The following is a 24,782-nucleotide window of genomic DNA, read 5'->3' as shown; positions in this document are numbered from 1 at the left end:
CATGCGGCTTCAGGGCGTTTTGCAGGGCCGACGAAGTAGGAGTCTGGTAAGTTGTTGAAGGCCTCCGAAAACCGCAGTTCTGATAACAAGAGCAAGAAGTCGGCTGCGAGACGGTCGCCATAATCGTTCTTGCTGTCGGTCTTTTCGAAATGTCGCCGTAGTGAGGTGGCAGTGTCCCCGGTTTGACGAAACACATTGATCATGTTCGCCTGACTAACCGGCGAATCACATGATGGATTCCGATTGCTGCGGTATGAGCTTGTTAAGAGGGTAGGGCGGCTTCAAGGCGTCTGCAGAATTTCTCGGTCGCTGCTTGAAATCTGGAGGGGGCGATTTGTTTACGCCATAAGCGATTCCAGAGAATGGCCTAATAAATGCGAAGTCTACAGCTGCGGACTTGTGCTCCATTCCGCGAAGCATCTGATATTCGTTGATGGACTGTCTGTTCTCATATATTGTGGCTGCGAGTTTTGCAAGGGCGGAGCACTTATCGCTTCTCGCAAAAGAAGCCGTTGGTAGCCAGTGTGGTCAGGAAGAGCGCTGTAAAATTTCTCATGGCGATCTATGGAATCGTATGCTGGGTGGCGGGTCGTTGTTGCGACTCTTTCACTCTAGTGGATTATTGTTTAGTATCCACTCCGCCCCCCTCTCCGCAATCATCAGCGTCGGCGAATTGGTGTTCCCGCTGGTGATGGTCGGCATCACGCTGGCGTCGATCACGCGCAGGCCGCGCACGCCGCGCACGCGCAGGCGCGGGTCGACGACGGCGGTGGGGTCGTCGGGGCGGCCCATCTTGCAGGTACCCACGGGGTGGAAGATGGTCGTCGCGATGTCGCCGGCCAGCCGGGCCAGTTCCTCGTCGGTCTGGTACTGCACGCCGGGCTTGACTTCCTGCGGGCGGTATTTCTGCAGCGCGGGCTGGGCGACGATGCGGCGCGTCAGCCGCAGCGAGTCGGCGGCCACCTTGCGGTCCTCGGGCGTGGAGAGGTAGTTGGGCAGGATGCGCGGGGCGTCCTCGGGGCGCGGGGAGCGGATGTGCACGTGGCCGCGGCTGGTCGGGTTGAGGTTGCAGACGCTCGCCGTGAAGGCGTTGAACGGGTGCAGCGGCTCGCCGAAGGCCTCCAGCGACAGCGGCTGCACGTGGTACTCGACGTTGGGCCACTCGTGCGCGGGTGAGGAGCGGGTGAAGGCGCCCAGCTGCGAGGGGGCCATGCTCATCGGCCCGGTGCGGCGCAGCGCGTATTCCAGCCCGATCATGGCCTTGCCCCACCAGCGGCGCGTCAGCGTGTTGAGCGTCTTCACGCCTTCCACCGAATACACCGCGCGGATCTGCAGGTGGTCCTGCAGGTTCTCGCCGACGCCGGGCAAATCGTGCACGACCTCGATGCCGTGCTCGTGCAGCAGCGCCGCCGGTCCGATGCCCGACAGCTGCAGGATCTGTGGCGAGCCGATCGCGCCGGCGGCCAGGATCACCTCGCGCGCCGCGCGGACCTGCTGCACGCCGGAGGGCGTGCGCACCTCGCAGCCGGTGGTGCGCAGCATGCCGTCGCCGTCGCGCTCGAACAGCAGGCGGGTGACGTGCGCGTCGGTCCAGAGCCGGAAGTTGGGCCGGGTCATGCACACCGGGCGCAGGAAGGCCTTGGCGGCGTTCCAGCGCCAGCCGGCGCGCTGGTTGACCTCGAAGTAGCCGACGCCCTCGTTGTTGCCGCCGTTGAAGTCGTCGGTGGCAGGGATGCCGGCCTGCTGGGCGGCCTGGGCGAAGGCGTCGAGGATGTCCCAGTGCAGGCGCTGCTTCTCGACGCGCCATTCGCCGCCGTGGCCATGCAGCGCGGCGAAGGCCTCGCCGGCCTGGTCGCGGCGCTCGGGGTCGAGGCGCCAGTGGTTCTCGTGCCGCTTGAAGTAGGGCAGGCACTGGTCCCAGCGCCAGGCGTCGTCGCCGGTCAGCGCGGCCCAGTGGTCGTAGTCGCGCCGCTGGCCGCGCATGTAGATCATCCCGTTGATGCTGGAGCAGCCGCCCAGCACCTTGCCGCGCGGGTAGCGCAGGGTGCGGCCGTTGAGGCCAGGGTCGGCCTCGGTGTGGTAGAGCCAGTCGGTGCGCGGGTTGCCGATGCAGTAGAGGTAGCCGACCGGGATGTGGATCCAGTGGTAGTCGTCGCGCCGGCCGGCCTCCAGCAGCAGCACGCGCACGGCCGGGTCGCGGCTGAGGCGGTTGGCGAGCAGGCAGCCGGCGGTGCCGGCGCCGACGATCACGTAGTCGAAGGTCGGGGACTCAGGCGGGGTCGTCCGGGCCACGGTGCACTCCTGGGCCCGTGCGCCGGCAGCGGCTGGGGCGGGGCGATCGCCACACGGGCCTTATGGTGAATTGCCTCCCGCGGGCAAGTCTCGCACAGCCGGGGGCTGTGCCGCATCAGGGGGAGCCACCACCGTCAGGCTGCGCGCGCGCACCGTGGGCGGCGCGTCCGCCGGGCCGTCCAGCTCGCCGACCACCTCCACGGGCAGCGGGCCGCGCACCTCGCGGTCCACCGTCAGCACGGTGTGGTTGACGTTCACCGGGATGGTCCCCGAGGGGTCGGAGAACAAATGCAGGCCGTCGCCCAGGTCGCGCACCAGCTGGCCGCGCAGGCGGATCTCGCGGCCGGGCGTGGGGGCGGTGCGGATTTCCGCCACGCTGGTCTGCGGCGGGGGCGGCGGCGTGTCGACCAGCGCCGGGCCCTGGGCGCGTGCCAGCAGCGTGGCGGCGCCGAAGATCACCGGGACCGCCAGCCGGGCAAGGGTGGGCAGGGCGTGCATGGGCCTAGCCTATCGTGTCGACGATTCCCCCTTCGACGCGCAGGGCCGCCCCGTTGGTGGCGGAGGCTTGCGGCGAGCAGGCGTAGATCACCATGTGGGCGATTTCCTGCGGCGAGGCGAAGCGCTGGATGATGGAGCTGGGCCGGTGCTCGCGCACGAAGGCGGCGGCCTGCTCGTCGACACTGGTGCCGCGCTCGCGCGCCATGGCCTCGAGCATGCGCTCCACGCCCTCGGTGCGGGTCGGGCCGGGCAGCACCGCGTTGACCGTCACCTGCGTGCCGCGCGTCAGCTTGGCCAGCCCGCGCGAGACCGCCAGCTGGGCGGCCTTGCTGAAGCCGTAGTGGACCATCTCGGCCGGGATGTTCAGCGCCGACTCGGACGAGATGAACACCACCCGGCCCCAGTTGCGCTGCAACATGCCGCGCAGGTAGTGGCGGGCCAGCCGCACGCCGGACATCACGTTGACGTCGAACATGCGCTGCCAGTCCTCGTCCTCGATGGCGAAGAAGTCGCGCTGCTCGAAGATGCCGGCGTTGTTGACCAGGATGTCGGCCTCCGGGATGGCCTTGACCAGTGCCGCGCAGCCGTCGGGCGTGCCCAGGTCGGCGGCCACGCCGCGCACCTCGACGTTGAGCGCGCCGCGGCGCAGCGTGTCGACGGCGGCGTGCACCTCGTCGCGCGAGCGCGCGTTGATGACGACCGAGGCGCCGGCATCGAGCAGCCCGCGGGCGATCGCGTGGCCGATGCCGCGGGTGGCGCCGGTCACGATGGCAGTCCTGCCTTTGAGGTCGATCTTCATGGGTCTGTCGTCCTCCTGTGATGAATGAGCGTCTGGTGCTCGCAAGCGTATTCCATGCCGGTGCGCCATGCAGCGCTGCCGCTTGCGGTGCGCCCTGGCCTGTGCACCGGCGGGTGCAAGTCTTGCGCAGGGGCGGCAAAAACTGCGCTCACAGGCGCAGCCCGTGCCGCTCGTGCCAGGCGGCGAGCGAGACGTCCGGCCAGTCCTCGAAGCAGTCGTCGCCCGGACGGGCCGCCACCTCCACCCAGCCGGCCCGCGAGCCGAGCATCGCGTGCACGGCCTGGGGCGGTGCGGGCAACGGGGTGTCGATGGCGCTCGCGTGCGGATGGACCAGCTCGGGCCAGGTCGGGTCGTACAGCCACAGCGCGCTGCCGCAGCGCTTGCAGAAGTGGCGCTGGCCGGTGCTGGTGCGGCGGCCGCGGGCGTCGTCGATCCGCGCCTGGTAGACGCCCAGGTGGCGCCGGCCGGTGACCTTCAGCGTGCGGTAGTCCGCACCCAGGTTGATCGCGTAGCCGCCGCCCCCCGCCGTCTTGCGGCAGATGGAGCAGTAGCAGCGCATGAAGGGACAGGGCTGGTGCGATTCGACGCTGAACCGCACCGCCTGGCAGTGACAGGAACCTTCGAGCAGCATGAGGGGCCTCGCGACGGTGGCGCAGCCCCCATTGCAGCGCGAAGCGCAAGCCCCGGTTGTCAGCGGGGGCCGTACACCGGCAGCGCGCTGCCGGCCTCGTAGGCGCCCAGGTCGGGGGCGCTGCCGCCGTAGCCGTCGTTGATGTTGGGCAGCACGGCGCCGGCGTCCGCCGCGGCCGAGCCGGCCTTGATGCGCAGGTCCGGCGCGGGGTAGGCGGTCATCGGCGAGGACGGGAACGCGACGCTGGCGGCGAACACGTCCATGCCCACCTGCACGGCGTTCTTCTCGGTGGTGCTGCTGCGCATCTGGGCCAGGCTGCTGATGCGGGCGCTGCCGATGCGCGCCTCGAAGCGGCCGGTGGTCGAGCCGTAGCCGTCGTGGTCCAGCGAGGCGGTGGCGGTGTCCAGCGTGTCGAGCGAGGCGACCAGGCCGCTGCCGGTGCTGTAGCCGCCGTAGTTGCCGCCCGGGCCGCCGATGAACAGGTTGTTGCGCGTGTACAGGTGCCGCACCGGCACGCCGGCGTAGACGCCGAAGCCGTCCCCGCTCTTGACCACCGTGTTGTGCAGCAGCACGTCGCCGGTGCTGGTGTTGTTGAGCTTGAAGGCGCCCAGCACGGCGTTGTAGATGACGTTGCGCACGTGGTAGGTCGGCCCGCCCAGGCTTGGCTGCGACGAGATGCCGACGAACGCGTTGGTGATGCGGTTGCGCAGGATGCGGCAGTTGTGGAAGCAGTAGTCGGCCTCGATGCCGTCGTCGGCGGCGTTGCTGATGTCGTTGTTCAGCACGTCGATGCTGTACTGGTCCACCGCCTCGCCTTGCTCCAGGAAGGAGATGCCGTCGCGGAAGCCGCGCACGCGGTTGTTCATGATCACGTGGCCGGGGCCGGTGACCAGGATGCCTTCGCCGACGTTGTTGCCGTTGACGCCCAGCGAGCTCTCGGCCCAGGTGGTGCGGCCGGTGACGACGTTGTCGGCGATGTAGGCGTTCTCCGAGCGCAGGAAGGAGACGATGCCGTCGCCCTGCGCGTTGATCGTGCAGCGGATGATCGCGACGTGGTTGCTGCTGTTGAAGCGGATGCGGCCGTTGACCGTCAGCCCCTCCAGGTGCACGTGGTGCTGGCTGAACAGGTCGATGTTGCCGTTGACCACCGCGCCGCTGGTGCCGCGGATCACGATGGGCTTGCCGGCCGTGCCGCTCCTGGGCACGGTGAAGGCGTTGTAGGTGCCCGCGGCCAGCTGCAGGATGTCGCCCGGCTGGGCGTTGTTGAGGGCGCTGGCGAAGGTGGCCGGCGTGACCTGCTTGACGGTGGCCGAGGCGGCCGGCGCGGGCACGCTGCGCGTGGTCGCGGTGACGGTGCGGGTGGTCGAGCCGCCGTCCGGGTCGGTCAGCGTCAGCTCGATCTCGTAGGTGGTGCCCGGCTGCAGGTCGAACAGGCTGCCCGAGTGCCGGTTGGCCCACGAGAACCCGGCGTTGCTGCCGGTGGGCACGCGGCGCAGCGGCAGGCCCTGGCGCCAGGTGCCGTCGCCCTGCTTGCGGTAGCGCACCGTGACCACGCCGTTCTGGTTGGCATCGCCGGTGACCGGCCAGTCGATCGTGATGTGGTGCAGCGTCGGGTAGGGCGTGCTGACCGTGCCGGCGACGGTCGCGTTCGCGCCGCCGCTGCTGGAGGCCGGCGTCGTGGCGCTGGCCGTGGCCGGGGCGCTCAGGTTGCCCGCCGCATCGCGGGCGCGCACCCGGTAGCCGTAGCTCGTGCCGGGCAGCAGCCCGGTGTCGCTGTAGCTGGTGCCCGTGGGCGTGGCCACCTGGGTGTAGCTGCTGCAGCCGGCGCCCTGGCAGCGCTCGACGCGGTAGCCGGTCACGCCGACGTTGTCGGTGCTCGCGGTCCAGGACAGCGCGACCTGGCTGGACGCGGTCGCGCGCGCCTCGAGGTTGGCGGGCGTGGAGGGCGCCACGGTATCGGGCCCGGCCGGGGCAGGTGCAGGGGCAGGGGACGGGGCAGGAGACGGACTGGGATACGGGCTGGGGGCCGGCGGCCGGGCCGGGCCCGTGGGCTGCTCGGGCAGCGGTGCCGGGGCGAGCTCGTCGCCGCCTCCGCCACCGCCGCCGCAAGCGGCCAGACTCAACATCGCGGCCAGGGCCGCGCCCTGCCATTCCCAACGACGCAACTTCATTGTGTTCTTTCCGATTCGATGCCGGCGGCCGCCAGGCGGGCCGCGGTGCCGGCAAGATACCGGCAGCATCGGGGACACCCCGGGGGTGTGCCTGTAACGCAAAGCAAGAAGCGCAAATGAACGCTGCGTGCGGGCCGTTCAGGCACGCAAAGCGTGAGAAGTTGCGAGGCCCGTAAGCAGGGGCTGGGGCAGCGGAGGACGTGGAGGCGGGTCGGGGCGGGGGAACCCCTTGGAGCAACGCTCGGCGAGCCGCCACCTGCGTCATGGAAAGCCCATGACGCAGGTGTCGTATGCGACCACGCCCGGCATCCGGCAGGAAACCGGCTGCTTTTTCTCCCTGAAAGGTGCCTGTGTGCGATTCTCGGCAAAGCGCCTGGGCCGGGCACCTGTCGGTTCTGACAACTTGCCGGGCCCGCCGCCGTCCCGGCGCCTGCGCGTCGGCGGCGCCACGACAACGGGGCATGAGGCAAGCGGCATGCCCGCGGCGCGGTTACAAGGTCGGCGAAAGCGGGTCTGTTCCGGCGTTCGGGGCGCGCGTCCTTGCCCACAATCGACATCGCCCCCCACTCCCTGCCCGTCCCCGCCATGGACCCTCTCTACGGCATCCCCGACGTCCCCGCCCGCCTGGCGGTGGTCTACATGCTGGCGCGCCGCCTCGAGCGGCTGGAGTGCGGCGTCGACGGGGCGGACGCCGAGCAGTACCTGTTCATCGTGCAGTGCCTGACCGAAGCACTGGCGGCCGTGCGGGCCGACCGTGCCCTGTACGAGTTGCTGGACGATTTTCCGGCCGCGCGCGAGCTGTACGAGAACCTGCACTACCGTCGCGCCGGGCTGTGCTGCTCGCCGCAGCGCGAGGCGGCGCAGGCCGCGCGGCTGGCCGCGGATGCGATCCTGCGCATCAGGCACCGCTGCGACGCCCCGCCGCCTTGGCAGCGCGCCGCCGGCCGCCGCAAGGCCCGCTGAGGCGCAGCGGCTTTTCAGCTCGTGCCGGCCAGCACCGGGAACAGCTGGACCAGCCCGTCGGCCATGATCTCCACCGCCAGCGCGGCCAGGATCAGGCCCATCAGCCGGGTCATGATGTTGATGCCGGTCTGCCCCAGCAGCCGTGCGATCCGCCCGGCCGCCGACAGCGCGAGGAAGGCCGCCGCGCCGATCACCACCCCGTAGCCGACCAGCACGCCCAGCTCCCACCAGTGGCTGGTCTGCTGGGCGTAGATCACCATGGTCGAGATGGTTGCCGGGCCGGTCAGCAGCGGGATGGTCAGCGGCACCACCGCGATGCTGGCGCCCGCGTCGGCGCGTGTGGCGCCCTCGGCCACGTCCTCCTTGCGCGTCTCGGCCGGCTGGGCCTGCAGCATCTGCAGCGAGCTGATCAGCAGCAGCATGCCGCCGCCGACCTGGAACGAGGCGATCGAGATCCCGAAGAACTGGATGATCTTCAGGCCCGCCAGCGCGCTGACCGAGACCACCATGAAGGCGGTGAAGGACGCCACGCGGATGGTGTTGCGCCGCTGCGCGGGCGTGAAGCCCTGCGTGAAGTGGATGAAGAAGGGCACCACCCCGATCGGGTTGACGATGGCCAGCAGGGCGATCAGCGGCTTGAGCAGGTCCATGGCGCCTTCGCGTCAGCGCCCGCCGCCGACGTCCAGCAGCGCGCCGGTGGTGTAGCTCGCCGCATCGGAGAGCAGCCAGCAAATCGCCTGCGCGATTTCCTCCGGGTGGCCGGGGCGCTGCATCGGGATCTGCGAAGCCAGGTTCCAGGCCCGGTCGGGCTGGCCGCCCGAGGCGTGGATCTCGGTGTCGGTGATGCCCGGGCGCACCGCGTTGACGCGGATGCCCTCGGCGGCCACTTCCTTGGACAGCCCGATGGTGAAGGTGTCGATCGCGCCCTTGCTGGCCGCGTAGTCCACGTACTGGTTGGCGCCGCCGCCGCGCGCGGCGACCGAGGAGACGTTGACGATCGCCCCGCCCGCGCCGCCGTGGCGCGTGCTCATGCGCCGCACCGCCTCGCGCGCGCACAGGAACGAGCCGAACACATTGATCGCGAACATGCGCTGCAGGCGCGCCATCGAGTAGTCCTCGACGCGCGCGGCGACGTCGACCACCCCGGCATTGTTGACCAGCCCGGTCAGGCGCCCCCAGTGGCGGTCGATGGCGTCGAACAGGCGCAGCACGTCGGCTTCCTGCGAGACGTCGGCCTGCACCGTGAGCGCCTCGCCGCCGGCGGCGCGCACCTGGCGCGCCACCTCTTCGGCGGCCTGCGCGTCGCGCGCGTAGTTGATGACGACGCGGTGCCCGTGCTGCGCGCACAGGCGGGCGGTGGCCGCGCCGATGCCGCGGCTGGCCCCGGTGATGAGGGTGATGGGTGTCATGGCGCCGATTGTGTGCGCATTCTGCGCGCCGCGGGAAGCGCCGGCCTTGACGGCGCGCAGCGCTAGGGCAAGTCCGGGCGCGCCGCGCGCGGGTGTGGCGGTAGAGTGCGTTCCCTTGGATGTTCAGAATTCAGGAGCCCACTCCATGCAACGCCGACATTTCCTCCTCAGCTCTGCGGCGGCGGCCACCGCGGTGGCCGCGCCGTCGCTGGTGCGTGCGCAGTCGCTCGAAAAGCCCAAGGTCACGATCGCCGTGGGGGGCAAGAACCTGCTGTACTACCTGCCGCTGACGGTGGCCGAGATGCTCGGCTACTTCAAGGCCGAGGGGCTGGACGCGCAGATCGTCGACTTCGCCGGCGGCTCGCAGGCGCTGCGCGCGGTGGTGGGGGGCAGCGCGGACGTGGTGTCCGGCGCCTTCGAGCACACCGTCAACATGCAGACCAAGGGCCAGCGCATGCGTGCCTTCGTGCTGCAGGGCCGCGCGCCGCAGGTGGTGCTGGCGGTCAACAACCGCACGATGCCCAACTTCAAGTCGGTGGCCGACCTCAAGGGCAAGAAGATCGGCGTCACCGCGCCGGGCTCGTCGACCAACGTGATGGCCAACTTCGTGCTCGCGCAGGCGGGCCTGAAGCCCAGCGACGTCAGCTTCATCGGCGTGGGCGCGACCAACGCGGCGATCGCGGCGATCCGCCAGGGCCAGATCGACGCGCTGTCGCACCTCGACCCGGTGATCACCATCCTGGAGCGCGCCGGCGACATCCGCATCGTGACCGACACCCGCATCGTCGCCGAGGCCGACAAGGTGTTCGGCGGCCCGATGCCCGCGGCCTGCCTGTACGCGCCGCAGGCCTTCATCGACCGCAACCCGAACACCGTGCAGGCACTGACCAACGCCATCGTGCGGGCCAACAAGTGGATCCAGGCGGCCGGCCCGGGCGACATCATCAAGGTGGTGCCCGAGGGCTTCCTGCTCGGCGACCGCGCGGTCTACATCGACGCCTTCCTGAAGAGCAAGGGGGCGCTGTCGCCGGACGGCACCATCCCCGAGAAGGGCGCGGCCACGGCGCTGCGCGCGCTCGCCAGCGTCGATCCGGCGCTCAACAACGCGAAGGTCGACCTGAACGCCGTCTACACCAACGAGTTCGTCAGGAAGGCCAACGCCAAGTACCCGCGGGGATGAACGGCGCCGGGTGCCGTGGTGCGACAATCGTAGGATGACTGCACCTCACGCCTTGTCCTTGCAGGACGTCACCTGCACCTTCATCAGCCGGGACGACAGGAGCCAGCGCTACACCGCGGTGCGCGACGTGACCCTCCACGTCGCGCCCGGGGAGTTCGTCTCGGTGGTCGGCCCCACGGGCTGTGGCAAGAGCACGCTGCTCAACGTGGCTGCCGGGCTGCTGTCGCCCAGCAGCGGCAGCGTGCACGTGTTCGGCGAGCCGCTGCAGGGCATCAACATCCGCGCCGGCTACATGTTCCAGGCCGAGTCGCTGATGCCCTGGCGCACCGCGCTGCAGAACGTGATGGCGGGGCTGGAGTTCCGCGGCGTGCCGCCCGCCGAGGCGCGCGCGCAGGCCGAGGACTGGCTGCGCCGCGTGGGCCTGGGCGCGTTCGGCGACCGCTACCCCCACCAGCTCTCCGGCGGCATGCGCAAGCGCACCAGCCTCGCGCAGACGCTGGTGCTGGACCCGGACATCATCCTGATGGACGAGCCGTTCTCCGCGCTGGACATCCAGACCCGGCAGCTGATGGAGAACGAGGTCCTGGCCCTGTGGGCCGAGAAACGCAAGGCCGTGCTGTTCATCACGCACGACCTGGACGAAGCCATCGCGATGAGCGACCGCGTGGTGGTGATGAGCGCCGGTCCGGGCTCGCACCCGATCGGCGAGTTCACGATCGACCTGCCGCGCCCGCGCGACGTGGCCGAGGTGCGCGTGACGCCGCGCTTCGTCGAGCTGCACCAGGCCATCTGGGGCGTGCTGCGCGAGGAAGTGCTCAAGGGCTACCAGCAGCAGCTGGCGGCGTGATCCCCTCCTGTTCGCTCATCCATCATGTGGCGTCATATCCAACCCAATGCCCGTAACCTGCGCGTCTGGCAGGTGGGCCTGCTCGTCGCGGTCTTCGTGTTCTGGCACGTGATGACCAAGCCGGGCCTGATTCCCCCGTTCCTGTTCGACAACGACGACCAGGCCGCGTTCTTCTTCGGCGAGCCGCTGAAGGTGTTCGAACGCATCTGGAACTGGTTCTTCGTTGCGGCCGACATCTACGGCCACCTGTGGATCACGCTGCTGGAGACGCTGCTGGCCTTCGGCATCGGCACCGTCATGGGCCTGGCGATGGGCCTGTGGCTGGCCTTGAGCCCGATGGCCGCGGCCATCCTCGATCCCTACATCAAGGCGCTGAACTCGATGCCGCGCGTGATCCTCGCGCCGATCTTCGCGGTGTGGTTCGGCCTGGGCGTGGCCAGCAAGGTGGCACTGGGCATCACCCTGGTGTTCTTCATCGTGTTCTTCAACGTCTACCAGGGCGTCAAGGAAGTCAGCCCCGTGGTGCTGGCCAACGCGCGCATGCTGGGCGCGACGCAGAAGCAGCTGCTGCGCCACGTCTACCTGCCCAGCGCGACGAGCTGGGTGTTCAGCTCGCTGCACACCTCGGTGGGCCTGGCCTTCGTCGGCGCGGTGGTGGGCGAGTACCTGGGCTCGTCCAGCGGCGTGGGCTACCTGATCCTGCAGGCCGAAGGCAGCTTCGACATCAACACGGTGATGGCCGGCATCCTGGTGCTGACCATCTTCGCGCTGGTGCTCGACGAGGTGGTCGGCTGGGTCGAGCGGCGCCTGATGAAGTGGCAGCCGCGCTCGGGCGAGACCGAGAAGCTCTGAACCCCCCGGACCCCGGCAGGTTTTGACCGAGCCAGACACATGCTGACCATAGAGATTTGAGGCGGCTCCGCTGGCGCAGGAGGCCTTTCGGGTCTTGCCCTTTCTTGTCCGCGCACGATTCTTGTGCCAGATGGCGCTTCCAGCATAAATCGATCACGGTGCTGGTTTGAGCGCACCGTGATGGCGAACGGTTCGGCTGTAACTGGCTACTCTGCTGCTGCGTTCATTGCTGCCGTAAACCCGTTGAGGGATATTGGGAGTTCGATGGGTCTGCGGTTTCCGTCCTGGAAGGTGAGCCTTGCCGGTTCGGTTGCGGCCTTGAGAGCGTCGACGAGAGGTTGAGCGATATCGGCGTCGGCGACGCAGAGCTGCATGCAGCGGGTGAAGGTGGCAGTGGCGCTTTCGCCCGAAGGTGCGGTCAGGGTGACGTTGGCGGGAAGCCAGACGCCAGCCGGAAGCTGGACGATGAGCTTTGTCGGCTGGTCGGGCGCGGGCTTCCCGATGACGACCTGGGCGAGAAATGCCTGACCGTCATTGGCGCGAACGGCCTGTACGACCTCGCAGACCCTGCGCGGCGGGGTCTGCGGCAGATGATCGCAGCGCACCGTCCAGTCGCGATAGGTGGCTGTAGTGGCCTGCGGGGTGGGCGTGTTGTCCTGCGCGGCGGCGGGGAGGGACGGCAGCAGCATCGCGGTGGCAGCTGCGAGCAGGATCAGCACGGCTTTGATGCGGGCGAGGGAGCGGGGCATGTGTGGGTCTTTGGGCGGCCTTGCCATGGCTGGGTTTAATAGGTGAAGCGGATATTGGTGGTGACGGACCAGTCGCCCGCGCGCGTCGTTCCCGCATCGGTGAGCGCGACTGCGGCGGTGGCGCCGGCATTGAAGTTTGTGCCGATGGCATAGTCGAAGCCGAGCCCGGCACCAGCAAGGCTATTGCTCGTTCCCGATGCGTTGTCCTTGCCCCAGCCGAGATCGAGGAAGGCGAAGGGCGAGAGCGTGTCGGCAAGACCGGCGCCTGCCAGCGGCCGCATGGCGGGCAGGCGCAGTTCGTTGCGCCAGACGACGCCCGCATCGGCCGATACGTCATTGTGCTCGACCCCCCGCACGGCATAATGCCCGCCAAGGCTCAGCCGCTCGGTGTCCGGCAGTGCCTGTCCGGCGATCTGGCCGGTCAGGGTGCTCGACCAGGCGAAGTCGTTCGGGAGCCGCGTCCAGCGGGCGATGTCGAAGCCGGCATGGACATAAGTGTGGTCGCTGACCCGTCCACCGGTAAAGGCGGCCCAGTCGGCGGCCGTGTTGGTGCCGAGCACGCCGCCGGGATTGGCCTTGAGCCGCAAGTCGATGGAGGTGCGGCCATGAGGGTCGGTGAGCAGGTGCGACCAGCCGAGGACGAGATTGACCAGCCCGGCTTCGCCCTCGGCGACATCGATCCCGGCAAAGCGCGTCGTGCGCCGGAGCCATTTGGGCTCGATGCCGAAGTAAAGGTCGCCCCAATAGGTTCCGGGCACCATGTTGGAGACGGCCGTCCGGTAGAGAATGGGCAGCTCGAAGGTGGTGTTCTCGAAGCTGAAGGGCGTGCCGGCAATGAACTCGTTGGTGGTGACGAAGTTCGGTGCGATGGACAGAGCTTGTCTCGGCAGGGTCGGCAGGTCGATGCGGCCCGCAAGGCTGAGGTAGCCGCGCTTTGCCGGATCGAGCCCGAACACATTGCCGTCCCACAACTCGTCCGAGCGCGTATAGCGCCAGGACAGCGTCATGTCGTTGAGCGCGGGGATCCAGACACCGCCGCCGGTATAGAAGCGGTCGCGGCCGGTGGCGGGGCTGCCGGTATTGTCCCAGCCGGCATAGACCGCGAACGGCTTGTCCGTCGTGACGGTCAGCTCGATATCGCTGGCGCCGCGCTGATCGCCGGGGGCGAAGACCGCGCCCACCTGCCGGAAGGGATTGCGGTTGAGCCAGGCAAGGTCTTCGGAGAGTTGCGCGGCCGAGATCGCTTCGCCCGGTTGCTGCCGGACATGCAGCGGCAGGCTGGCATGGTCGGACGAGACATTGCCGGCGACGAACTCGACCACGCGCAGGGTGAGCACGCCGGACGTGACCTCCTGCGGCGGCACGGTAACCGACATGAAGGGGTAGCCTGCCTGCCGCCAGACGCCGGCGACAACGCCTTGCGCGCGGGCGATCAGCGCCGGGCTGAGCGGCTGGCCGATCAGCGGCGCCAAGGCAGCGCGGACCGCATCATGATAGCTCTCCGCAATGCCCTCCAGCGACACGCCGGGCTGCGGTCTTGCCGGTACCTGCGCATCGGGGCCGATCAGCGCGATGCCGGCGACATCGACGCCAAGCGGGGTCTCGTCAGTCGAGCCGGCAATCGTCTCGTCCACCCTGATCTCGCCGCCAGAGGTGACCGACGCAGGGGGCAGGTTGCGCTCGATCGCCGTGGACTGGGCGTGGGCTATGCCAGCCAGACCAATCAGCGCGGCCAGTGAGACAGAGGCCCAGAGGCCGGCTCTTCGTCATTTCGTGTGGAACCCAACAGTCACAATGACTCCTGGTCGTCGAGCCCGGTGGGCATGTGTGCAGGCCGCTGGCCGGCCTGTGCACATGTCCACCGGGCGGGTTTGATCAGGAGGATGAGTCCATGGGCATTGCCGTGGAAGCTCTGTTCACCAGCGCGCTGGGCTTGCAGCCGCCGTAGGTCGTCGATGACGTCAGGCTCGACACCGCTAAGCGGCGTATCGACTTCGAGATCGGCTGCCACACCAGCAGGCTCGCCTGCCCGGCATGCGGCCACGCAACCGGTGCACGACCGGCTGCGCCGATCCTGGCGGCACCTGGACTTCTTCCAGTTCGAGGCCTGGCTGCACTGCGACGTGCCGCGCGTGGCCTGCGGTGCCTGCGGCAAGACCACGCAGGTGGCCGTGCCCTGGGCGCGTCCGGGCTCGGGCTTCACCGCGGCGTTCGAAGCGCTGGCGCTGACCTTGTGCCTGGACCTGCCGGTGCGCCAGGCCGCCGAGTTGCTGCGCTGCAAGGACAAGCGGCTGTGGCGGCGCATCGAGTTCTACGTCGCGCAGGCGCGTGCGCTGGAAGACTTCGCCGGCGTGCGCACGGTGGGCATCGACGAGACCAGCCTGCGGCGCGGGCAGCACTACATCACCGTCGTGCACGACCTGGATCGCAAGCGGCTGCTGTTCGCCACCGAGGGGCGCGAGCACCGCACGGTGGTGGAGTTCGCCGAGGATCTGAAGGCCCATGGCGGCGATCCCGCCCAGGTGCGGCACGTGTGCATGGACATGAGCGCAGCCTACGCCAAGGGCGTGGCGCTGGCGCTGCCCCAGGCGCAGATCAGCTACGACCGCTTTCACGTCGTCTCGATGGCCATCGATGCGATGGACCAGGTGCGCCGCGCGGAGATGGCCACCGACGCGCAGGCGGTGCGAGCCGCGCTGGGCGCTGGCGGCCGCAAGACGCTCAGGCAGCTGCTGTGGGGCATGCGGCGCAACCCCAGCACCTGGAGCGCCCGCCAGCTCGATGCCATGCACTGGCTGCAGCGCTCGACGCTCAAGAGCGCGCGGGCGTGGCGGCTGAAGATGGCGCTGCGCGAGGTGTACGCGCGGGCCACAGCGCACAACAGCATCGAACAGGCCGCATCCGACCTCAGGGCCTGGCTGAGCTGGGCGCGGCGCTGTCGGCTCGAGCCGTTCAAGAAGCTGGCCGCCACGCTCAAGGAGCGGTTCGACGCGGTGGTGCGCGGCATGGTCGATCACCGCAGCAACGCCTTCGTCGAGGCGATGAACGGGCTGCTGCAGCAGGCCAAGCGCGCCGCACGCGGCTTCAGGACGAGCCAGAACTTCATCGCCATCGCCTATCTACGCATGTCCAAGCTCAAGCACCTGCCGGCCAGCCCATTCGCGCCGGCGATGCCCCAGTGACAGTGTTGCTTTCCACACGAAACGACATGGAGCCCAGAGGCCGGCGGCAATCCTGCGGTGATGCTTCATGGCAGGCCCCCTTATTGAGCGAACCCGACATGGGCGAGGCCGCGATTGGCCGGATGGGGATAGGCTGCGCATTCCGCTTCCGGCAGCACGCCGGTATCGCACAGGACAAGGGCGCCGCCTTCCGTCGGGTCGGCCTGCAAAGACAACGGCAGGGCGCGCTCGAACAGGCTCGCCACACTCACCGCGACCGGCGCGATGGTCAGCGTGCCGTCTACGAAGGTCACGTCGTAATTGGAGTTGGCGACAAGCGTTCCCTGCCGGATGCTGTATGTGCCAACCCCTTCGCCGGGATCGCGCATCAGATCACCCCCGAACACGCCAGCTTCCGTATCGAAGCTGGCAAGGCTGCCACCGGTGATCGACCAGGTCAGCGCCGGATCGGCCTGCCCCAGAAGCTTGCGCAGATCATCCGCCGTCACTGTGATGGCGCGCGGCGTTACCGTCAGCGTGCCGGGGGTGAAGGTCACGTCGTAATTGCCGTTGGCTCCCGTCAGGTCGATGGCGTAGCTGCCGACATCCGACTGCATCCCGGCAGCGGTCACAAGCCCGAAGCCGGCGGCGGCGAGATCGGCGTGGAACGAGGCAAGCCCGTCGCCGCCGATCGGGCCGAAGGTCAGCGCCGGGTTGGCCTCGCCATAGAGACGAGAAAGGTTGGAGGCCGTCACCGTGATCGCGCGCGGCGTCACCGTCAGCGTGCCCGAGCCATAGTCCACATAGACCCCACCCGGCGAACCGGTCGAGATGTCAAGCACACCGGGATCGGTGAAGGCGTAGGCGCCGGCATTGGCCTGCGGGCCTACCGCGCTGCCCCAGCCGACCGAGACATTGGCGGCGCCGACACCGGCGATGGTGACATGGGGCGCGAGGGCCGGGTTGCTGCTGCCATAGACGCGGGAGAGATCGACAGCCGCCACACGGACATAATCGTCATAGAGCGTGCCCGGGCCTACCCCGCGCAGCATCATGTAGCCGCCATTCTCGTTAAGGCTCGACTTGCCCCAGATCGCGGCGAAATCCCAACCGGCATCGATGAAGGTGAACGGGTCCTGCATCTGCGCCGTCGTCAGCCCGGTGGCGCCCGATGCGCTGCCGATATTGCCGACCGCCTCGTCTTGCTGGGTGGTGTTCCTGTCCCAGAACGAGTCGGCGATGCTACCGCCCCACTGATACCCCACCAGCCCGCCGATATACCAGTCGCCCGCAACCGCGCCGGTGGCGTAGCTCTGCGTGATGCTGCCGCTCTGCTGATACCCCACCAGCCCGCCGACATAGTCGCGGCCCGAGACCGCGCCGGTGGCGTAGCTCTGCGTGATGCTGCCGCCAAGCTGCCGCCCCACCAGCCCGCCGACATAGTCGCGGCCCGAGACCGCGCCGGTGGCGTAGCTCTGCTCGATGCTGCCACCGTCCTGCAACCCCACCAGCCCGCCGACAAAGTTGCTGCCCTCAACCGCGCCGGTGGCGTAGCTCTGCGCGATGCTGCCGCCGCCCTGCAACCCTACCAGCCCGCCGACACGGTGGGTGCCCTCAACCGCGCCGGTGGCATAGCTCTGCGTGATGCTGCCGCTCTGCTGATACCCCACCAGCCCGCCGACATCCAGGGTGCCCTCAACCGCGCCGGTGGCGTAGCTCTGCGCGATGCTGCCGCCGTTCTGCGCCCCCACCAGCCCGCCGACAGCGTTGAGGCCCGCAACCGCGCCGGTGGCATAGCTCTGCGCGATGCTGCCGCCGGACTGCACCCCCACCAGCCCGCCGACAAAGGTGCGGCCCGTGACCGATCCGCCCTCCAGCCCGACATTGGCGATGGTCGCGTCAAATGTGCGCCCGAACAGGCCGGCATAATCCTCGCCGGATCGGTCGATGGTCAGCCCGGAGATCACATGGCCCTGTCCGTCGAGGCTGCCCTGGAAACTGTTGGCCTGATCTGTACGCCCCACGGGCGCGAAGCCTTGCGCGCTCCAGATGCCGGCCGCGTCGAAGCCGGGCAGTGTCGCATCGGTGGCCGAGGCGTCGATATCGCGGATCAGCACATAGTTGCGGTCGCGCCAGGCGTCCATGAGCTGGAGCTGATAGAGATTGGAGATTTCATAGACTCCATCGCCATCCCGGTCCGGCGCGGCGAAGGCCCGCAGCATCGGCCGCAGGTCGCGCTCCTGATACCAGACGGTGTCGAAATCCCAGCCGGCATAGCTCGACGCTTGTCGCGCCTGCGCCGTCGTCAGCCCGGTGGCGCCCAATGCGCTGCCGATATTGCCGACCGCCTCATCTTGCTCGGTGGTCTCCATATCCCAGAACGAGTCGGCGATGCTGCCGGCCCACCGATACCCCACCAGCCCGCCGACGTAAGCGCTGCCCCGAACCGCGCCGGTGGCGTAGCTCTGCGTGATGCTGCCGCTCTGCTGATACCCCACCAGCCCGCCGACATAGTCGCGGCCCGAGACCGCGCCGGTGGCGTAGCTCTGCGTGATGCTGCCAAGCTGATACCCCACCAGCCCGCCGACAGCGTTGCCGGTGCCCGCAACCGCGCCGGTGGCATAGCTCTGCGCGATGCTGCCAAGCTGATACCCCACCAGCCCGCCGACGTTATCGCTGCCCTGAACCGCGCCGGTGGCGTAGCTCTGCGTGATGCTGCCAAGCTGATACCCCACCAGCCCGCCGACAGCGTTGCCGGTGCCCGCAACCGCGCCGGTGGCATAGCTCTGCGCGATGCTGCCGCCGTCCTGCCACCCCACCAGCCCGCCGACGTAATCGCTGCCCTGAACCGCGCCGGTGGCGTAGCTCTGCGTGATGCTGCCAAGCTGATACCCCACCAGCCCGCCGACAGCGTTGAGGCCCGCAACCGCGCCGGTGGCATAGCTCTGCGCGATGCTGCCGCCAAGCTGCCGCCCCACCAGCCCGCCGACATAGTTGCGGCCCGAGACCGCGCCGGTGGCGTAGCTCTGCGCGATGCTGCCGCCAAGCTGCCGCCCCACCAGCCCGCCGACATACCAGCTGCCCGTGACCGATCCGCCGGTCAGCCCGACATTGGCGATGGTCGCGCCAGAAGTGTACCCGAAGAGGCCGGCATAATCCTCGTCCGGCCGGTCGATGGTCAGCCCGGAGATCGCATGGCCCCGCCCATCGAAACTGCCTTGGAAACTGTTGGCTTGATTTGTGCGCCCTACAGGCACGAAGCCCAGCCCGCCCCACCATTGCGCGGTGCCCGAAGCGTCGATGTCGCCCGCCAGCGCAAAATGCCCCAAGAGATGCGTCGCCATGCCCTGCACGCCATAGATGTCGGTGAGCAGATATGGATCGCCGGCTACCCCGTCGCCGCCGGTGGCGCGCAGGAAGGAGCCGCCGGTGATGCGGAAGTCGGTAGCGCTGAAAGTCGGCAGTGTCGAAGTGTTCTGCACCCAGTTTCCGCTGGCAAGCGTGAAGCGCGCTACATCGACCGCACCGTTCGCGCCGGTGGTGATGGTGCCACCCGATTGCAGCGTCAGCCCGCCAGTCTGCGCCGTGATCGCCGCATTGATGGCGATGCCGCCCGCTGCGTCCAGCGTCAGCACGCCGGCGCTGTTCCACGACAGGGCGGCGGCCACGGTGATGTCGCCGTTCTGCGCGCCGCCCGCGCCGGTCGAGACCGTGACATTGGCGGCACCGAGCGCAGCCATCAGCGTGGTGGCGTTGATGACGCTGTCATTGCCATTGGCGGTGAAGCCGGCGCCTGTGGTCTGCGCATCGTGGGAGATGGTGACGTTGTAGGGATCGAGCAGCAGCGTGCCGAAGGCCCCGTCGCTGGCCCGCAGATCGGCAAAGCCGCTATAGGACAAAGTCGCCTTGCCCGAAACCTCCGCATCGCCGCCGCGCGTGACGCCCGTGGCCGAGATGGTGCCGGCGAAACCGGTATGATCGTCGCCCCAGACCACGACATTGCCGCCGGCGCCCTCCGAGCCGTCCGCGACGATGGACGCGCCCCCGGCCACCAGCGTCGTTTGCGTCGTGCCGATGGCCTCGTGCCAGTAAGTGTTTTGTGGGTCCGCCCCGCCTTGATAGTCACCGCCGAGCAGGATCAGCCCGCCATCGGCGCCCGAGGCGTCGAGCCGGGCATTTTCGGTGAGGCTCAATTGCTCTTTCGCCACCGCGATGATGGTGCCGCCGGGAATGGTATCGCCCGAGACGTCGATCTCGCCGCCCAAAGTCACCCGGTCGGCCGAGATGCGTACGATACCGCCGAGGCTGGCGGGCCGTTCCTGCGGAACGGGAACGCTCTGCGGCAGGGACGCGGCCTGTTGTGCGGGCCGCGCCACCATGCGCTGCGTCGCCGTCACGCTGCCGCCATTGCCAGCCGTGAGGAAGATGCGTCCGCCCTGCTTCTTGACGCCCGTCGCGGTGATGATGCCCTGCGTATTGCCCGCCAGCGCATAGACATTGCCGCCATTGGCGCGCAGTTCGGCATTGGCCGCCGCGATCGTGCCGGTATTGACCACTTCCGTATCGGCACCGCCGACGCGCACCGCGAACCTGCCGTCATCACTCGCCAGATCGCGCAGCAGCACCTCATAGCCGGCCAGCAGGCCCACATCGCCCTCGGGGGCAAGGATCGTTCCCGCATTCTCCACGCGCCGCGCCGTCAGCACCACATCGCCGCCCAGCGAGGCGATAACGCCCTCGTTGACCACGCCGGCCGTGCTTGTCCCCGCGAACACCATGTCGCCGCCGGCAAGGAAGGCGGCGTCGCTCACGTCATGGGTTGAGGCGACGAAACTGCCGCCGGTGCGCACCATGCCGCCGGTACCCACCGCAATGCCGGCCGGATTGACCAGATAGAGCGAGCCCGTCGCGGTCAGCGTGCCGTCGATGGCAGACGGCAAATTGCCGGTCACCCGGTTCAGCGTCGCTCCGCTGCCGTTCTCGAAATGGGCGCTGGCGCCGCCGCCAATGGAAAAACTGTTCCAGTTGAGGATGGCAGTGTGCGAGGACTGGGTGACCAGCAGGCTCGACCCCGACTGGCTGATCGTCGCCTCGCCATGCGTCACCGTCCCGCCCGAAGGCAGCGCCTGCGCATAACCCGCCACCGGCGAGAGCAGCAGGCTCAACGCCGTGGTGCCCAAAAGCGCTGCACGCGCGCCCGACGAAATGCCAACGATCATGCCCGATCCCCGCAAGCAAAATCGTGCCGGCAGGCCGATCGCCCGCCAGCCTCAGGTCGTGACGGATGAATCCCGCTAACACACGGAATTCGCTAAGACAATATGAGAGTGCCTGTGTGCCCGCGCCTGATCCGGCAAGAAGTAATTTCGGGTCGCCGGCTATTCCAGGCGGAAGGACGAGGACTGATCGACCGGGAACGGGATGGTGAGCTGCATCGGGATACCGCCTGTTCACCACCGTATCCTGAGCCCGAGGGTGACTTTTAGGGAATAACTGTCACCGAAGTCGTTCAGGCTGGTTTTGACCACACCCTCGCCGTAGATCGAATATTTGTCGTCGTTCCACGTAACAGACGCCCCCCCTTCGGGCGCTCGTTTGTTCCAACTTCATTATGATACAGCTGTTGGTAGATTATTTGATTCGCTGGATTCTCTGTCAAGACGTTGCCGCCGCTTGCGGGCGACGAGTGCCGCAATGGCGAGTGGCATGCTGGCTTCCTGCTTGCTGCTGGGTTCTCGCAGTATCGGCGATCATGACGACCTCGTGGTCGGGCGCGAGTTGCATCACCTCGCCGGACGCTTCATCTCGAACGCCATCTTTCCGAGCTTTGCCCAGACGCCGCGCGCATGTTCGCCGTCTTCGCTGCTGAGCTTTTCGGCGATCCAGATCATCGCGCCGTAGATCGTGGCGCGGTCGTCATTGGTCAGGTCCACGATGCCCGCCTTGACGACGAGACCGCCGAGCTCGATCAGGTGGCGCGTGCGCCTGCGACGCTCGACCTGCCAGTGCCGCATGTCATGCCGCGCCCGTGCCGCCTGATGCCGGTTGCGCACCGCCCGGTTGCGCCGGAGCGCCATTGTTGTCGTGACCAGACGCTGATGCAGATCGCCGGGACTTGCCGCGAAAGAACGCTGCCCCGCGCCCGGCCCACGCCTCTCTCTTTCCAGCATCTTTGGTTTCCGCCAGCGCAACCAGCGCCCCGGCCAGTTCCTCGGCGGTGAGGCTGTCCGCCCCGGTGGCGATCACCAGTTCGCCAAGCTGCTGCACCTTGCGGGTCTTGAGTTCCTTGGCCTTGTCTTCCAGCGCCTTCAGTTCGGCGTCATAGTCTCTCGGCTTCCGCATCGTCGTGTCCTTTCCCGGTCGCAAGTGGTTGATGCGGTAAGGATAGTTGCGTGAGGCGCAGAACGCAGTAATGATGCCGGGACGGTCTGGCACGGCCCGGTCCCTCCGGAGATTTTTATCAAGGAGGGCGCGCTTATACGTCGTTCCGACGTGCGCTTGAATGTGTAGATGTTCGGATCGCCATGGCGATCTATCATCTTCACGTCAAGGTCATCGGCCGCAAGGCCGGATCGAGCGCGGTGGCGTCGGCCGCCTACCGCTCGGCCTCGCGGATGCGCGACGAGCGGCTGGGGCGCGTGCAGGACTTTTCCGGCAAGCGCGGCGTCGTCCATTCCGAAGTGCTGCTGCCGGATGGAGCGCCCGAAGTCTGGTCCGACCGCGAACGGCTCTGGAACGATGTGGAGGCGTTCGAGGTCAGGAAAGATGCCCAGCTTGCCCGCGAGGTCGAGTTCGCCATTCCGCGCGAGATGACGCAGCGCCAGGGCATCGAGCTTGCCCGCGACTTCGTGCAGGCCGAGTTTGTCGATCACGGCATGATCGTCCAACGGCGCGAGCAATCTGCTCCTGCGTTTCGTGGATCGTGGTCTGGTTACCCCGCTTTGTTCAACCGCGTTGTTTCTGGAATACGAGGCGGTGTTGAGCCGGGAAGAGACCCGGAAGGCGACGGGCCACAGCCTGGAGGATGTCGCGGCGCTGATGAGCGCGCTCGCCGCCGTGTCCGAGGGCGTTGATATCTCGTTCAGGACGCGGCCCATCTTGTCCGATGCAGCGGACGAGATGGTGCTTGAGGCCGCGCTGAACGGACAGGCCGACGCCATCGTGACGCACAATGTCAGGGACTTCCGCCCGGCCTCGACGCTGGGCGTGACCGTCGCAACACCGGGAGAGATCGTCAGGAGCCTGAACACATGACGCAGACCCAACGCTACAAATACCCCTTGCAACTGCCGCAATCGCTCAAGGAGACGGCGGCGCGGCTGGCGCAGGAGGACGGTGTATCGCTCAATCAGTGGATCGTCTCGGCGGTCGCGCAGAAGATCGGAGCGGTGGAGACCGCCGCCGATTTCCTGAAAGCCCGTGCCGGCACGGCGAAGCGCGGCGATCTGACGAAGCTTCTGGACAGAGCGCCGGACGTGCCGCCGATGCCGAAGGACGCCATCAAGGACTGACAGAACGGAGTTTGCCCCCATGATCCGCGTTGCCCTTTACGCGCGCTATTCCTCCGACAACCAGCGTGATGCCTCGATCGAGGACCAGTTGCGCCAGTGCCGGGAACGCGCGGCGCGCGAGGGCTGGACGGTGGTGGAAACCTATTCCGACCGAGCCATTTCCGGCGCATCCCTCATCCGCTCCGGCATCCAGTCGCTTCTGGCCGATGCGCAGGCGGGCCGTTTCGACATGGTGCTGTCGGAGGCGCTCGACCGCATCAGCCGCGATCAGGAGGACGTGGCAGGCGTCTTCAAGCGGCTGCGCTTTGCGGGCGTGACGATCTTCACCCTGTCGGAAGGCGAGATCAACGAGCTTCATGTCGGCCTGAAAGGCACCATGAACGCGCTGTTCCTGAAGGACCTCGCCATCAAGACCCATCGCGGCATCAGGGGGCGTGTGGAGGCGGGCAAGATCGGCGGCGGCAATGCCTATGGCTATCGCGTCGTCCACCAGCTCGACGCGCGCGGCGAGCCGATCCGGGGCGAGCGCGAGATCATCGAGGAACAGGCCGAGGTGGTTCGCCGCATCTTCCGCGAATATGTCGCGGGCAAGGGGCCGCAGCGCATTGCGGCAGACCTCAACCGCGACGGCATTCCCAGCCCGACCGGAAAGCGATGGGGCGATACCGTCATTCGCGGCAACCGGGAAATCGGCTCCGGCATCCTCAATTGCGAACTCTACATTGGCCGCCTGGTCTGGAACCGCCAGCGCAAGGTGAAGAACCCCGATACGGGGCGCTACGCCTACCGTCGCAAATCCGGAAAGCGAATGGGTGTTTGGCGAAGCGCCGGAACTGCGGATCATCCCGCAGGAACTCTGGGACGCCGCCAAGGCCCGGCAGTCCCATTTAGCAAACCTGTTCGCCGGGCGGATCGAGAACACGCGCGCCGCCATGAAGACACTGGTGGCGAAGAACGGCGGCCTCAACGCCACCCACCGCCCGCGCACCCTGCTTTCCGGCCTGTTGTTCTGCGGCTGCTGCGGCGGCACCTACCGGAGGCGCGGCCTCGACCGCTATGCCTGCACCAACCATGCGCTCGGGAACGGTTGCGACAATGGCCGCACCGTCCCGCGCGAGGCGCTGGAAGAGCGCGTCCTGACCGGCCTGCGCGAGCGCATGATGACGCCGGACATGACGGCGGAAGCCATGCGCGCCTATGCCGAGGAAACCAACCGGCTCAACCGGGAGCGTCAGGCCATGGCCGAGACGACCCGCATCGAGCTTGCCGAGACGGCCAGGGCCATTGCGGAGATCGTGCGCGTCATCGAACAGGGCGGCTGGCATCGCGCCCTGTCCGACCGTCTGACCGAGCTTGAAGCCAGACAGGACAGCCTCACCGCCCGTCTGTCGGGCGCCCCGCAGGACGTTCCCGACATTCACCCCGGCATTGCGGAAACCTTCCGGCGCAGGATCAAGCGCCTGACCGAAGCGCTCGACCATCCCGACGACGCTCTCGAAGCCGCCGACGCCATCCGCGAGATCATCGACCGCATCGTCATCACCCCCGGAGAGAAACGCGGCAGCTACAGCGTCACCCTGCAAGGCGAGCTTGGCACAATCCTTGACTGGATCGAGCGCACCGGCAAGCCCGGTTACAGGCCCATCCCCGATACCGCATCATCCCGATTGTCAACGCCGGACAAAACATGGGCGCGGCGCGCGTCCGCCGGGGCGCCCC

At 68.1% G+C, this 24,782-nt stretch carries 18 protein-coding genes and 4 pseudogenes; 10 read left to right on the top strand and 12 right to left on the bottom strand.

Annotated elements, in window-relative coordinates:
* Positions 1 to 606: 606 nt before the first annotated feature.
* The 5 genes from IS481_RS17915 to IS481_RS17895 form a co-directional block, all read right to left on the bottom strand.
* On the bottom strand, positions 607 to 2,292 hold the full coding sequence (locus IS481_RS17915; protein WP_104359052.1) for a GMC family oxidoreductase: 1,686 nt from the start codon (positions 2,290 to 2,292) through the stop codon (positions 607 to 609).
* Between the two features lie 60 nt (positions 2,293 to 2,352).
* Entirely contained in the window at positions 2,353 to 2,790 is a 438-nt protein-coding gene (locus IS481_RS17910) for a NirD/YgiW/YdeI family stress tolerance protein (RefSeq protein ID WP_104359053.1), read from the bottom strand.
* Between the two features lie 4 nt (positions 2,791 to 2,794).
* Positions 2,795 to 3,589 carry an SDR family NAD(P)-dependent oxidoreductase gene (locus IS481_RS17905; protein WP_104359054.1) on the bottom strand — a complete coding sequence of 265 codons (795 nt, stop codon included), beginning with the start codon at positions 3,587 to 3,589 and terminating at the stop codon, positions 2,795 to 2,797.
* A 148-nt stretch (positions 3,590 to 3,737) separates the two neighbouring features.
* On the bottom strand, positions 3,738 to 4,220 hold the full coding sequence (locus IS481_RS17900) for a GFA family protein (RefSeq protein ID WP_104359055.1): 483 nt from the start codon (positions 4,218 to 4,220) through the stop codon (positions 3,738 to 3,740).
* A 59-nt stretch (positions 4,221 to 4,279) separates the two neighbouring features.
* A complete protein-coding gene (locus tag IS481_RS17895) occupies positions 4,280 to 6,172 on the bottom strand; it encodes a fibronectin type III domain-containing protein (protein WP_232529374.1) in 1,893 nt (630 codons plus the stop codon).
* 804 nt (positions 6,173 to 6,976) lie between these two features.
* Between IS481_RS17895 and IS481_RS17890 the strand changes: the two genes are divergently transcribed.
* A complete protein-coding gene (locus IS481_RS17890; protein WP_104359056.1) occupies positions 6,977 to 7,354 on the top strand; it encodes a hypothetical protein in 378 nt (125 codons plus the stop codon).
* 14 nt (positions 7,355 to 7,368) lie between these two features.
* On the opposite strand, the gene IS481_RS17885 is transcribed toward IS481_RS17890, so the two are convergent.
* Complete coding sequence (locus IS481_RS17885; RefSeq protein WP_104359057.1) at positions 7,369 to 8,004, bottom strand: MarC family protein; 636 nt, start codon at positions 8,002 to 8,004, stop codon at positions 7,369 to 7,371.
* A 12-nt stretch (positions 8,005 to 8,016) separates the two neighbouring features.
* Positions 8,017 to 8,763, bottom strand: coding sequence for an SDR family oxidoreductase (locus IS481_RS17880; protein WP_104359058.1), 747 nt, complete (start codon positions 8,761 to 8,763; stop codon positions 8,017 to 8,019).
* Positions 8,764 to 8,908: 145 nt separating this feature from the next.
* Here IS481_RS17880 and IS481_RS17875 point away from each other — a divergent pair, with 145 nt between their 5' ends.
* Genes IS481_RS17875 through IS481_RS17865 form a run of 3 tightly spaced genes read left to right on the top strand, consistent with a single transcriptional unit; the run spans position 8,909 to position 11,642 of the window.
* Positions 8,909 to 9,943 carry an ABC transporter substrate-binding protein gene (locus tag IS481_RS17875; protein WP_104359059.1) on the top strand — a complete coding sequence of 345 codons (1,035 nt, stop codon included), beginning with the start codon at positions 8,909 to 8,911 and terminating at the stop codon, positions 9,941 to 9,943.
* Between the two features lie 34 nt (positions 9,944 to 9,977).
* A complete protein-coding gene (locus IS481_RS17870; protein WP_104359060.1) occupies positions 9,978 to 10,790 on the top strand; it encodes an ABC transporter ATP-binding protein in 813 nt (270 codons plus the stop codon).
* A 24-nt stretch (positions 10,791 to 10,814) separates the two neighbouring features.
* Positions 10,815 to 11,642: an ABC transporter permease gene (locus IS481_RS17865; protein ID WP_104359061.1), complete on the top strand. Its 828-nt coding sequence runs from the start codon at positions 10,815 to 10,817 to the stop codon at positions 11,640 to 11,642.
* A 206-nt stretch (positions 11,643 to 11,848) separates the two neighbouring features.
* Here the strand turns inward: IS481_RS17865 and IS481_RS17860 are convergent, their stop codons facing one another.
* Together IS481_RS17860 and IS481_RS17855 are read right to left on the bottom strand one after the other, a co-directional pair.
* A complete protein-coding gene (locus tag IS481_RS17860) occupies positions 11,849 to 12,391 on the bottom strand; it encodes an invasion associated locus B family protein (RefSeq protein WP_170067494.1) in 543 nt (180 codons plus the stop codon).
* A gap of 35 nt (positions 12,392 to 12,426) precedes the next feature.
* A complete protein-coding gene (locus IS481_RS17855) occupies positions 12,427 to 14,025 on the bottom strand; it encodes a ShlB/FhaC/HecB family hemolysin secretion/activation protein (protein ID WP_114699347.1) in 1,599 nt (532 codons plus the stop codon).
* 257 nt (positions 14,026 to 14,282) lie between these two features.
* Between IS481_RS17855 and IS481_RS17850 the strand changes: the two are divergent.
* A pseudogene (locus IS481_RS17850) lies at positions 14,283 to 15,573 on the top strand (ISL3 family transposase).
* An 80-nt stretch (positions 15,574 to 15,653) separates the two neighbouring features.
* Here the strand turns inward: IS481_RS17850 and IS481_RS17845 are convergent.
* The 3 genes from IS481_RS17845 to IS481_RS17835 form a co-directional block, all read right to left on the bottom strand.
* Positions 15,654 to 20,771: a GLUG motif-containing protein gene (locus tag IS481_RS17845; protein WP_194963316.1), complete on the bottom strand. Its 5,118-nt coding sequence runs from the start codon at positions 20,769 to 20,771 to the stop codon at positions 15,654 to 15,656.
* Positions 20,772 to 21,335: 564 nt separating this feature from the next.
* Positions 21,336 to 21,566: a conjugal transfer protein TraD gene (locus tag IS481_RS17840; protein ID WP_104358702.1), complete on the bottom strand. Its 231-nt coding sequence runs from the start codon at positions 21,564 to 21,566 to the stop codon at positions 21,336 to 21,338.
* Between the two features lies 1 nt (position 21,567).
* Positions 21,568 to 21,987 carry a conjugal transfer protein TraD gene (locus tag IS481_RS17835; protein WP_232529372.1) on the bottom strand — a complete coding sequence of 140 codons (420 nt, stop codon included), beginning with the start codon at positions 21,985 to 21,987 and terminating at the stop codon, positions 21,568 to 21,570.
* Positions 21,988 to 22,076: 89 nt separating this feature from the next.
* Between IS481_RS17835 and IS481_RS18515 the strand changes: the two are divergent.
* The 5 genes and pseudogenes from IS481_RS18515 to IS481_RS18610 all read left to right on the top strand — a co-directional run.
* Positions 22,077 to 22,376 (top strand): annotated as a pseudogene (locus tag IS481_RS18515) (MobA/MobL family protein); the annotation flags it as partial.
* A gap of 91 nt (positions 22,377 to 22,467) precedes the next feature.
* Entirely contained in the window at positions 22,468 to 22,806 is a 339-nt protein-coding gene (locus IS481_RS18455; protein WP_232529371.1) for a PIN domain-containing protein, read from the top strand.
* Positions 22,803 to 23,063: a toxin-antitoxin system HicB family antitoxin gene (locus tag IS481_RS17820; RefSeq protein ID WP_024849975.1), complete on the top strand. Its 261-nt coding sequence runs from the start codon at positions 22,803 to 22,805 to the stop codon at positions 23,061 to 23,063. The genes IS481_RS18455 and IS481_RS17820 overlap by 4 nt, the downstream gene beginning before the upstream one ends.
* 19 nt (positions 23,064 to 23,082) lie before the next feature.
* Positions 23,083 to 23,784: pseudogene (locus IS481_RS18615) on the top strand (recombinase family protein); the annotation flags it as partial.
* 211 nt (positions 23,785 to 23,995) lie between these two features.
* Positions 23,996 to 24,154: pseudogene (locus IS481_RS18610) on the top strand (hypothetical protein); the annotation flags it as partial.
* Between the last annotated feature and the right edge of the window lie 628 nt (positions 24,155 to 24,782).

The sequence above is a fragment of the Caldimonas thermodepolymerans genome, from assembly GCF_015476235.1.
Lineage (GTDB): Bacteria > Pseudomonadota > Gammaproteobacteria > Burkholderiales > Burkholderiaceae_C > Caldimonas > Caldimonas thermodepolymerans.
This window is presented reverse-complemented; position numbering and strand designations above follow the sequence as displayed.